Source organism: uncultured Fibrobacter sp., assembly GCF_946062555.1.
Lineage (GTDB): Bacteria > Fibrobacterota > Fibrobacteria > Fibrobacterales > Fibrobacteraceae > Fibrobacter.
Genome location: NZ_CAMGVQ010000085.1, coordinates 1 through 12,486, shown reverse-complemented (window position 1 = coordinate 12,486; position 12,486 = coordinate 1). Strand labels below are relative to the sequence as shown.

Here is a 12,486-nt window from a genome sequence, read left to right as displayed (position 1 = left end):
AAGTCACCCTCGCCCGCAAGGACGCGACAGGACTTCGCTACAAGTCACCCTCGCCTGCAAGGACGCGACAGGCCTTCGGTATAAGTATAAGTCATCCTCGACCAAGCGTCAGCGCGGGAGGGGATCCAGGCCCTTAAATTTTCAACATTCGGCCTCAGGAGAAATCCTCCGCCGAAAAAAGATAAACGGATTCGCTGCGATTACTTCACTTTCACTACGAAAGCGGTAATGTTATAAGCAGAAAGTTCGCGGGCCTTGTCCTCGGCAGCCTTCTTATTGCCCCATCCACCGCCACGAAGCTTGTAGAAGGGCGCGTCGAATACCACCTGGATAGCGTAGCCGGTACTTGCAGAAATCTGCGCACGGCGACGCTGGGCGGCATCAAAATCGGCGACCGATTCAAACTGCAGCATATAGTAGCCGTCGGACTTGGACGTCTTCGCGGCAGCCTTGCCGGGCACCGCCGAAGCTTCGCTTGTCGCGGAATCGCGCAGCGAGGCGCTCAACACAGGCCTATATTCCTTGCCGCGGAACAGGGAATCCAAATCCGTAGGTTCAACCGCAAACGACGCAACCGTCGCGGCGGCACACAGACTCATAGCAGCTAAAATCTTTCGCATGCCGCAAATATAACAAAAAGGCCCCAGCCTAAGGTAGGGGCCTTTTGAAATTAAGTTCCGGTTGGATTTACTTGGCAGCCTTTTTCAGGTAGTCCGTATTGGGAAGCGGAGAACGCTTCACGCCCCAGACCGAGGTTTCTTCCTTCTTGCCGTACTTGCCGGCCTTATCGAGTCTGATAAAGGTCGTGTACTTGACAATGTAGGCGCCCGTTCCGACCATGCGGCCCTTGTCAGAGCGAGTATTCCAGCCGATGAAGAAGTTGGAACCGATACCGGCATCGATACAGGTCTTACCGCCGAAGTAGTCAATCTTCTTGCCATTTTCGTCGGTTTCCTTATTCTTGCTGTCGTCGCAGAAGATCTTGCCACTCTTGCCAGCCACGTAGTTACCCAGGTTGGTGTAAATCTGCAGGTCATAGGAGAAGTAAATCTTTGCAGGATCCAGATCTTCGTCCTTGAAGCCCTTAGCCTTCATGTCGTTGATCAGGGAGTACATATCCGCTTGAGCGAACAAGCCCAGACGGCCACCTTCCGCAGCGATCACTTCGTTCTTCGACAGGTTGGTAGAATAGCCATTCACCGTTACGACTGGGACATTTTCGCCAACAGGAGAGTTTCCTGTATTGGCAAAGTTGTTTTCGACAACCTTGACTTCAGGTTCACCGCTCACCAACACCCACGGTGTCGGGAGACGCTTGGTCTCGTTGTAAGACGTCGGGGAGTTCCAGTTGTATGCGGCATCGGCAGCGGCACGGAGCGTATCGGCACCCGGCACGGCGATATCGGCACTATCGACCCAGAAGATGGTGGACATGTCACCGGAGAGGCGGACAAAGTCACCCACGTGCGGAGAAACATTGCCACGGATATACTGGTACTTGATACGGCCCTGGCCATTTGCAGAACCCACAAGGGCGTCCTGGGCGCCGGTCACCGAGGCAACAGTGCTATTCAGGATAGAGACGAAACGGCTGTCTTCGGAGAGATCCACGGCGGAATTCAGGTAGAAGTCCAGAGCGTTCTTCTTCTGGTCCGTCACGATCCTGACCGGTTCAGACATAATCACCACAAGGCTATCGAAGTCGCTGAGTTCGTCGCCCTTTCTAATGGCACGCACTTCAGCACGCAGCGGCACAGGAGCCATGCGGTCAGTCAGCTCGCCAGGGAATCCCTGCTTGATGTCCTTACCCTTGTCCTTGAATTCGGCGTAAGAAATCACCTTACCCTTACCGGAGGTCTTGACACCATTAGAAAGCTTGGAAGAATCTCCCTTGAAGTAGCTGGAGCTCAACTTGATCACGTTGGTGCAGTAGCCGTCGGCACCGGCACCAGAGCAGTCGATATCGGTATCCTTGTTCACCTTGACAAGAGCGTTACAGACAATCGCGGTATCCTTCGAGATATTGGAGAATCCTTCTGCGACCGGGTTGTGCTTCTTGGCGGAAGTGGAATCCCACACCACGCAAATCTGGGTCGGCACAGAGTCCTTATGGATGGCTCGGTGATAGTAGATGGCCACAGAGTCAGCCACACCGTCGAGGTATTCCTGGTTCATGCTGAAGTACGGGGCCGGAATCTTGAATTCAACTTCGGGCGAAGCACCGTGAACGTCGAACACATCGGCAAGACGCGGAGACGGAACCGGCGGTTCGCGGAAGTAAATCGGAGAATACCCCGGGTTCGTGAACACGTAGTCATTGTAGGCCGCAACAATCATACCCGGATTATGGATCGTCGGGTCAGTATCGAAGCGGTATTCCTTGGTAGCCACGATAGAAATCGTTGCATAACCGTTCACGAATTCGGCATCGGCGAAGGTGATGTAGTCAGAAGTTCTCGGATCCCTATGAATCGTGAAGTTACAGTCTTCGCAGATATAGTAGTCGCCGTTGTCGTTCGGCTTAAGCACGGCAAGGTAAAGTTCATAGATACTGCCAACCCAGCGTTCGTCGTAGGTGCCGTCAGCTTCGGGCTTGTCACCGTTGGTAACTTCACCCGTGCTATCCGGAGCGGACACGAACTGGATAATCGGCAAGTAGAAATTAATCTTCAAAGTGTTGGGCCTGCCGGTCACGCCGACGGTAAACTGGTTGTTCGGTTCGGTCAGGTCGTCCATTTCCACGGTCACGTAGACGGTATCGACACCGCTTTCGCCAATCTCTCGGGAATCACCAAAGGCGATCTTCTTGAACGTTTCAGCGCCGTTTTCGTCCACCGTTCTTTCATAAAGCTTCATCAAGTTGCTGGACGGGGTCAGCGTATACTTCATACCCTTGGCATCGATAGGCTGAATGACCAGCGGCTGGCCCGGATTTTCCGCTTCGCCCACATTAGAAATATAGACCGGCACGAATTCGCCACCCATGGCGCTCTTCACAGCCTTGTACTTACCGAGCTTCTTGATTTCGCCCGTATCGTCGTTGATATCGACCGCTTCGCCATCGGCGTAGACCACATCGACTTCGCCACTCGGACGGAAGCTTGCGACCTTCCTGGACTTGCCATCGATGGTTATGAACAATGTGTAGCGGCCGGCGCCGAGATTGACCTTGGTCTTGTCAACCGAGGGAGAGGCCAGATTTCTCAAGTCGATACCACCCTTGTAAATACCGGGGACAGAAATGTTTTCAAACTTGGTAATACCGGAAGCAGCCAATTCAGGCATGGCCACGGCCGGGTCCGTAATCTTGCCACCCTGAACGAGGGTGTAGGAAATCGGCAGGCCAGCATCAACAATTTTTGGACCACAGAAGATCTGGGTTTCAGACTGCCCCTTCGCAGCGGCCTCGCAGGAACCGTCACCCGACTTGGAATAGCAAATGTCGTACGAAGTCTCTGTACCATTCTTATTGCCCTTCAAGGCAATAGCAGTCTGCTGGACGATATACATGTTCGTCTTGATACGCACGTTACTCATATTGGTACGGCGGTCGCAGAAGAAAATGTCAATGTCATACTTTGTGCCTTCCTTAAGCGCACCCGAGGCCCCCGTAAACTGATCGAGGTTCACGTAACCCGGAGCGGCAAGGTGGGTACCGCCGAGGTCCACGGCAAGCTTGTTGTCGATGTACACCCAAATGTCGTCGTCACCACGGAACGAGAACTGCATTCCGGCGCGGTAGGTGAAGTTCGCATGGGATTCAAAGCAGAACATTTGGTTGTTATTCCCCTTGATACGCAGATCCCAGGTGGAGTTGTCGTAAACGTTGGGGTGCGTACCGTCACCAAATTCGCCATTGGCCACCGGATAAAGGTCAATATAGGGTAAACCGGAAACAGGATCAATGGCGGACCAGTCCATTACACCAGGAAGGGCAGCCTGAGCGGCAGCGGAGATATTGTTCGCGGTAGCATTCTGGGCAGCAGTGTTAGTCGGCTGGCCTTCCCCAAGACCATAGGCAACGTTCCCTAGACCCTCACGGGGGGTCGCAGCCTGGGCACAGAGACCCGTGCAAGTCCCCGCCAAGATAGAGTCAGCCAAGTCGTTCAGGATGGTAAAGGCGCCGGTCGGTTCGTTATAGGAATCATATTCCCACATACCTTCCTTGGTGAGGCTGAAAGTCACGTTGCGGCAATGCTTTACGCTAGTACCCTTGGTGTCATCGAACATGGCATTGAAGGCATCCGCACTTGCAAAGCATCCGCTTAAGGCATTGTAAGTCGGCTTCTTGGTAGAAGGATCCAAATTTTCAGACACAATTCCCTTAGTCACACCGATACAGGGAACCGTATTGGCGGCACCGCCACCAGCATAACCAAAGGGAGCTGTGGCAACATAGCACTTATTTGCTCCAGCCTGCGGATAAGCATCGCAAGTAAAGGCGCCGTGCAGGCTCGCATCGGTATCGTAAAGGAAGGCAGCCAACTGATAGGTGCAGTTTCCTTCGACCATGGGGTCCGTTTCAGAAATAGAAGGAACACCCTCGTCTTCAGCCTTTTCCGGGTCGGCAATAAAGTAAATCTTGTTGGTATTCGGGTAAGCATCAAAGAAAACATTCATCGGGAACGGCGTGAGCGGAGCGCCCCAGCCATCGACACCAATCGCATCTTCGAGAGATTCGTCGTCTTCACGGAAGATGATAAAGTTTTCCGGCATGGCTTCGTTCATCCAGACCACGTAGTACCATCCGCACAAGTTGGGGTCTACCTTCAACGGCTGGCGGTTTTCAAAAGTTCCATCGGGAGACCACTGCGGCACAGTGGACTTCCAGTCCTCGTCATCGGGGACCAGGATATAGAAGTACTTAATATTCGGTTCCTCATAGGAAACCAAGGTCTTGCTCGCCTGTTTCGGGTTTTCGAGCACCCAGACATCCTTACCGGCACCAGGGCAGGTAATGTCACGTTGGTTCTTCGGAAGGTTCGGGTCGTAGGCGGACTTTCCGTTCCAAGTGCTCTTGAGCACGTAGTTCAACGGATTTGTAGACGAACTTGCAAGACCGAAGGTCATTTCCTGAGCTTCGCCCTTGGCAGCAGACAAATCATAGTCATAAAAACCGGTCGCCGCATTCAAGGCGGTTGCCGGGACTGGAGCGGCAATGTTATTCATCGTAACAAAGACACTAGTCCAGTCATCAGGCTTCTTAAAATGCAGCGTGCCTTCGCAGGCGGCAATAACATTCTGCACTCCAGCGAAAATCAGACAGGTACCCAAAATCCACTTCCACATGGAGATTTTCGTTTTTTTCATCATTTTAGTTTCCATCGAAGTTTTTCCTACCAACGGCATAACAAAAAGACCGGCCTTTTTGAAATGCCACATACCGCCCTCAAATTTATTCTTTTCTAGCGAAAAATGCCAACTGTTTTTGTAATTTTTGATAAAAATTCCGTTCATTTTTGTAAACAAACGGTGGATTCGCATTTGATAGTGAATAAAATCACACCGAGAAAGCCCTGTTTGTAAACAACTGTTTTCAAAACAGTTTAAAAGTTCCCGCACCTCCCCTTAAAGTCATCCTCGACAGGAACAGTTCCCGGACATTCCCCGAAACGGAATCCTCGACCAAGCGGCAGCGCGGGAGGGGATCCACAATGGTTCCCGTCGGTCGCACAGCTCCCTCCAGGATGACTGTATATTAAAATGCCTCCCCTACAAGGAACAGTTCCCGCACCTCCCCTTAAAGTCATCCTCGACCAAGCGGCAGCGCGGGAGGGGATCCACAATGGTTCCCGTCGGTCGCACACTCCCTCCAGGATGACTGTATATTAAAATGCCTCCCCTACAAGGAACAGCCCTCGCACCTCCCCTTAAAGTCATCCTCGACAGGAACAGTTCCCGGACATTCCCCGTAACGGCATCCTCGACCAAGCGGCAGCGCGGGAGGGGATCCACAAGTTGCATCTTTTTACTACATTTTGAGTGAACAACGGAGCACTTATGCAGGACATGGACCGAACAATTGCCAGCGGCAACACCATCAAACTTCCCATCGCAAAGATGAGGCCGCACCTGATTGTACTCTACCCGCAAAACCAGTTCAAGCAGATTCCCCTTGAAAAGGGCACCGTCATCCTGGGCCGCGGCCAAGACGCCGACATCCGCATGGACGACGAACTGGTAAGCCGCAGGCATTGCGCTCTCACCTTCGACGGCATCGACGTCACCGTGAAGGATCTGGGCAGCACCAACGGCACCTTCGTCGACGGAAGCCCCGTCGCCGAAAGCAAGCTCGAAGACCACAACCGTCTGCAAATCGGCAAGATGGTCCTGAAGGTTGACTTCAAGGACGCCAGCGAAGAAGCCTTCGACCGAGAACTCTACGAGGCGGCCACCATGGACCCGCTGACCAAAATCAGCAACCGCCGCACCTTTATGGACAGAAGCCTCGGCGAACTCGCCCTCGCCCGCCGCAACAACTATTATATACATACTATAATGGTCGACGCAGACCATTTCAAACACGTAAACGACACCTGGGGCCACCAGTGCGGCGATATGGTCCTTAAGGAGATTGCCCGAATTCTCAAGGAAGAAAAGCGCGAATCCGACCTGCTCGCCCGTTACGGCGGCGAAGAATTCGTGCTGCTTTTAAGCGGAATCGGCCCCGAAGACGCCAAGAAAAGCGCCGAACGCCTGCGCAGCGCCGTGGAACGCCACCGTTTTTCATGGAAGGATACCGTTATCCCCGTGACAATTTCATTGGGACTCGCTAGCCGTCAGGGCGAAAGCATCGGCATGATCGAAGAAATGATCGCCGAATGCGACCGTCTGCTGTATGTCGCCAAGGAAAACGGCAGAAACCGCGTCGCTTTTTAACCCCGAAATTTGAATTCCGAATTCTGAATTTCCATGGCACGCGCACGCAAGACAATTACACCCGACCCGTATGCGAAACCGATAGCGAAGCCGCTACCGCCCGAACAGAGTTTGCCGGGACATCTCAAGCAGTTCCAGTCGCCGACTCGCGCGAACTTTGAACTGGTGAGCCCTTATGGGGCGGCGGGTGACCAGCCGAAAGCGATTGAAGAACTCACACGAGGTTTTGAGAGCGGCGAACAGTTCCAGACGCTGCTTGGCGTGACGGGTTCCGGCAAGACTTTCACGATGGCGAATGTCATCAAGAACGTAGGCAAGCCGACGCTCATCTTGACGCACAACAAGACGCTCGCGGCGCAGCTCTATCAGGAATTCAAGGCGTTCTTCCCGCACAATGCGGTGGAATACTTCGTAAGCTATTACGACTATTTCCAGCCCGAAGCGTATATTCCGCACACAGACACCTTCATCGAGAAGGATGCCAGCATCAACGACGAGATTGACAAGCTCCGCCTGCGCGCCACCGCAAATTTACTCACCCGTCGCGACGTGATTATCGTTGCATCCGTAAGCTGCATCTACGGTTTGGGAAGCCCCAGCGAATACTTCGACTTGATGGTCCGCATCAAGAAAGGCGACGTTTACGACCGGGACAAGATTCTCCACGACCTGGTGCGAATCCAATACACGAGAAACGATTTCAGCCTGGAGCGCGGCAGTTTCCGCGTGCACGGCGACGTGATTGAAATCCACCCGAGCTATGACGAAGAAGGCCTCCGCATCGAACTGTTCGGCGACGAGGTGGACAGGCTCGTGCGCTTCAACATCATTACCGGCGAAGTCACGCAGGAAATGGACGAGATGACGATTGCACCAGCAAAGCACTTCGTAACGAAGGAAGAAGGCCGCGCAGGAATCTTACAGCGCATGCAGGTGGAACTGACCGAGCGCCTCGCAGAGCTGGACAAAGAAGGCAAGGTGCTGGAATCGGCCCGACTCAGCAGCCGCACCCGCTACGACATGGAAATGATTCGCGAGACCGGCATGTGCAGCGGCATCGAGAACTACTCCCGCATTATCGAGAACCGCGCCCCGGGTACGCGCCCATTTACGCTTATCGACTACTTCGGCGACGACTGGCTCCTGATGGTGGACGAATCCCACGTGAGCATTCCGCAGGTAGGCGGCATGGCCGAAGGCGACAAATCCCGCAAGACGACGCTTGTGCAGTACGGGTTCCGCCTCCCCTGCGCGCTGGACAACCGCCCGATGAACTTTGCCGAATTCGAGTACATGTACCCGAAACAGGTGCTTTTCGTGTCTGCAACCCCCGGCGATTACGAACTTACCAAGACGGGCGGCGTGGTTACCGAACAAATTAACAGGCCCACCGGACTTTTGGACCCGAAAATCGAGATGTTCCCCATCAAGGGCCAGATGGACGTGCTCCTGTACCGCATCGAGGAGGTCGTCAAGAACGGCGACCGCGTGCTGGTCACCACCCTCACCAAGAAGATGGCGCAGGACCTCACCGACTTCTTCGTGGAAGCGGGCATCCGCGCGCGCTACCTGCACAGCGACATCAAGACGCTGGAACGCCACGAACTCATCCGGGGCTTGCGAACCGGGGAATTCGACGTGCTGGTGGGCATCAACTTGCTTCGCGAAGGACTGGACCTGCCCGAAGTGAGCATGGTGGCCATACTCGACGCCGACAAGGAAGGATTCCTGCGCAACTACAGGAGCCTCATCCAGACCATGGGACGTGCGAGCCGTAACGTGAACGGCACCGTACTGCTTTTTGCCGACAACATGACCGACAGCCTCGACAAGGCCATCACCGAAACCGCCCGACGCAGGGCCGTGCAGGAAGAATTCAACAAGGAACACGGCATCACGCCGAAGTCCGTGACCCGCAAGCTGGAAGACGATTTGCGGATTAATGACCCGCTCGGCGATATCGGCGACGATTCCGTCGACGCAGACTGGGAAGACCCTTCGACAAGCTCAGGGACCTTAGGCGGCATTCGCCCGATGGAACCGCTCCAACCGAGCAGCAAAACGAAGAAGAAGGGGACTCGAGGCAGCACCCAGAAGCGTCATCCTGAAGCCGAAGGCGATGAGATCCCCTCCCCACTTCGTGGGTCGAGGATGACAGAAGGGAATCGTGGGTCGAAAACTGGGGACAAGCTCGAAGACCTGGAACGCCAGATGAAGGAAGCTGCCGCCAAACTCGATTTCGAGGAAGCCGCACGCCTCCGCGACATTATCCGCGGCATGAAAGGATAGATGGCAGAACTTAATTGGTAGATCTTAGACTATTCTACTAGAAAATCTAAGTTCTAACTTCTAAGTTCTAGTTCTTTTTACCTTTTTTTCATATTTTCAGTTGCTTTTTTGACCATTTTTGTTTATTTTCAAGGGCAGAAATACTTTTTATGAGGAAAATCATGAACTTTAAGAATCTTTTCCTGGGCTCCGTTATCGCCATGGGCGCTTTCGGTCTCGTAGCCTGCGGTGACGACAGCAGCACCAATGCCTCCAACAATAACAATGACAAGATCGTCATTCCGGAAAACAACGACGCCAATATTTCTGTCAACGGACTGGACTCCAGAGTGTCTGGCGACACGCTCCGCTTCAAGGGTCGCTACACACTGGACCGCACCGACTCAACCAACGAAAATTCTTCAAATCTGCAGTTCACTGGCATCTCGCTCGAAATCATGAACTCCGCCCAGCAGAAGGTCGAGTATCAGGTTATTTACAACAATGCCGTCGTTCCGACAGCAAACGAAATCGACCTCAATTCCCAAATGTCTGCATTTGTGAAGATCAACCTGAACGACCCGATCTTTACCTGCGACGACTACAGCCTTGTGGTGAAGGTCATCGCAAACGACGGCGTCAAGGATTTCTTTAGAACCGATGTAATCCCCTTCGACGCAGAAGCCAAGACTGAATTCTTCTGCAAGAACGTGGAACCGGCATCTTCCGCCTCCACCGATCCGGGTTCCGACGAAATTGTCATGACTCCCTGTGAAGTGACGGTTTCTACGGCCGATAAAAACATCAGCGGCGTCAGCCTCGCTACTTGCACTGCGGTTCCCGCCGAAGCTGCAGACATCGTCTTTGAAAAGTCCGGCTCCAAGAGCGAACCCGATGTCGCCGCCAATGCAGGCGCAGGCGTCACGTTCCTCACGATTAGCAACGACGACTACGGTAACGGCATGTGGCCCGAAGACGTCAACCACCGTCCTGCTTATTTGAGCGACTTCAGAGCGGGCTCGATCGAAAAGTCGATCCTCCCGACTTTGATTGAAAATGGCGAAGGACTGTCCTATGTGGCAAAGACCGCCGCATACGACGCTGCAACCGGAGCTGGATTCTATCCGTTCGCCGTTTACGACAGCGGCTTCCCCGACAAAAACGGCTACTACACCTTCAAGGTCAAGATTTACAAGGTCCAGTAAACACTAGCTTCTAGGCTTTTCAAGGCTCCCCGTACATACGGGGAGTTTTTTGTGGTTTCTCGCTATGCACACATTTGTCGCTGCACTCGCCTTACGCAAAAGTTTCTAAATTTACTCCCGTAATTTAACAGGAGTAAACTATGCTCAAGAAGCTTTCCAATTTCCCCGGCATCAAGGGACCGGTCGTAACCATCGTGATGGATGGTTTTGGTATCACTGATAAGGTCGAAGGCAACGCCATCAAGGCCGCCCGCACCCCGACTCTCGACAACCTCTTCAAGATGTACCCGAACGTGCTCCTGAAGGCTCACGGCCGCGCCGTTGGTATGCCCACTAACGAAGACATGGGTAACTCCGAAGTTGGCCATAACGCCATCGGTGCTGGCCAGGTTTACAACCAGGGTGCAGCTCTCGTTGCAGACGCCATCAACTCCGGCGACATTTTCGGCCGCGACGCTTGGAAGGAAATCGCCGGCAACGCCCGCGAAAAGAACAGCGTACTCCACTTCATCGGTCTCTTCAGCGACGGCAACGTCCACTCCAACATCAGCCACCTCAAGGCCATGGTCGCCCAGGCCAAGAAGGAAGGCCTCAAGAAGGTCCGCGTGCACATTTTGCTCGACGGTCGTGACGTGCCGGAAACTTCCGCCCTCGATTACGTTGGCCCGTTCGAAAAGTTCCTCGACGAACTCCGCAGCCCGGAATTCGACGTTTGCATTGCTAGCGGCGGTGGCCGTATGCAGATTACCATGGACCGTTACAACGCTAACTGGAAGATGGTGGAACTCGGCTGGAAGACCCACGTGCTGGGCGAAGGCCGCTACTTCGACAACGCTACGCAGGCTATCGAAACCCTCCGCGGCGAAACCAAGGCCATTGACCAGGACCTGCCCCCGTTCGTGATTGCAAAGGACGGCCAGCCGGTCGGTACCATCAACGACGGCGACTCCGTGGTGTTCTTCAACTTCCGTGGCGACCGTGCCATCGAAATCACCCGCGCCTTCGAAGAAGAATCCTTCAACGAATTTGACCGCAAGCGCTTCCCGAAGGTCTGCTACGCTGGCATGCTCCAGTACGACGGCGACCTCAAGCTCCCGAACCGCTTCCTCGTTCCGCCTCCGGCAATCAAGGAAACCAGCGGCGAATGGCTTGCCGAAACCGGCGTGAAGCAGTTCGCTTGCTCCGAAACGCAGAAGTACGGCCACGTGACCTACTTCTGGAATGGTAACCGTTCCAGCAAGTTTGACGGCGAAACCTACCTGGAAATCGAATCCGACGTTGTTCCGTTCGAACAGCGCCCGTGGATGAAGGCTGCCGAAATCACCGACGCCATGATCGAAGCCTTGAAGAGCGGCAAGTACCAGACTCTCCGCTGCAACTTCCCGAACGGCGATATGGTGGGCCACACCGGTTCCTTCCGCGCAGCTACGATGGCTATCGAAGCGGTGGATATCGGCCTTGCCCGTTTGCTCCCGGTGATTGACGCCCTCGGTGGTGTCGCTATCATCACGGCTGACCACGGTAACGCTGACGAAATGTACGAAATCGACAAGAAGACCGGCATGCCGAAGGTCAACAAGGACGGTTCCTTCAAGGCCAAGACCAGCCACACCTTGAACAAGGTTCCTTGCATCCTTTACGATAACGTAACGGGCGGCAAGCTCGGCCTCAAGGAAGGCGACTGGGGTCTGTCGAACATCGCTGCAACGACCGCGAACCTCCTCGGCCTCGAAAAGCACGAGGCTTGGGACGAATCTATGTTAATCGTTAAATAAACGATTAACATATAACGAGATTAAAAATGGAACCTGAAAAGGTTCCATTTTTGCTTCGCCTCCAAATCCTTGTTAAGAGCTGCGGCAGCCATAGGCTGGCGCATCTCTAATAACAACGATTTCGTTCGACGAACGGAGGGCATAAAGCCCTCCTCCCGCACCATAGGTGCGGAGTCTCACGAGAAGCTTGGGACGAATCTATGTTAATCATCAAATAAGCAAATTCAAATTTCGGAGTTTAGAATTAAAACAATCGCGGCATCGCCGCCAAAACAATTCTGAATTCCGAATTCTGAAATATGAATAAAAAAGGAACCCACCGGCATAGCCGGTGGTTCTTCATATGCGGGCCCTGCCCT

General features: G+C 53.7%; 6 protein-coding genes. 4 read left to right on the top strand and 2 right to left on the bottom strand.

Translation table 11 applies throughout. From position 1 onward, the window contains the following. Positions 1 to 200: 200 nt before the first annotated feature. A complete protein-coding gene (locus Q0P86_RS15615) occupies positions 201 to 620 on the bottom strand; it encodes an SPOR domain-containing protein (protein ID WP_295040741.1) in 420 nt (139 codons plus the stop codon). Between the two features lie 67 nt (positions 621 to 687). Continuing rightward, complete coding sequence (locus Q0P86_RS15610) at positions 688 to 5,313, bottom strand: fibro-slime domain-containing protein (protein ID WP_295040739.1); 4,626 nt, start codon at positions 5,311 to 5,313, stop codon at positions 688 to 690. A gap of 669 nt (positions 5,314 to 5,982) precedes the next feature. Between Q0P86_RS15610 and Q0P86_RS15605 the strand changes: the two genes are divergently transcribed. From Q0P86_RS15605 to gpmI, 4 genes are all read left to right on the top strand, one after another. Further along, a complete protein-coding gene (locus Q0P86_RS15605) occupies positions 5,983 to 6,879 on the top strand; it encodes a GGDEF domain-containing protein (protein WP_295040737.1) in 897 nt (298 codons plus the stop codon). A gap of 33 nt (positions 6,880 to 6,912) precedes the next feature. Beyond that, complete coding sequence (gene uvrB, locus Q0P86_RS15600; protein ID WP_295040735.1) at positions 6,913 to 9,168, top strand: excinuclease ABC subunit UvrB; 2,256 nt, start codon at positions 6,913 to 6,915, stop codon at positions 9,166 to 9,168. Positions 9,169 to 9,329: 161 nt separating this feature from the next. Next, positions 9,330 to 10,352, top strand: coding sequence for a hypothetical protein (locus Q0P86_RS15595; RefSeq protein ID WP_295040733.1), 1,023 nt, complete (start codon positions 9,330 to 9,332; stop codon positions 10,350 to 10,352). Positions 10,353 to 10,492: 140 nt separating this feature from the next. Beyond that, a complete protein-coding gene (gene gpmI / locus Q0P86_RS15590) occupies positions 10,493 to 12,127 on the top strand; it encodes a 2,3-bisphosphoglycerate-independent phosphoglycerate mutase (RefSeq protein WP_295040731.1) in 1,635 nt (544 codons plus the stop codon). The last annotated feature ends 359 nt before the right edge of the window (positions 12,128 to 12,486 follow it).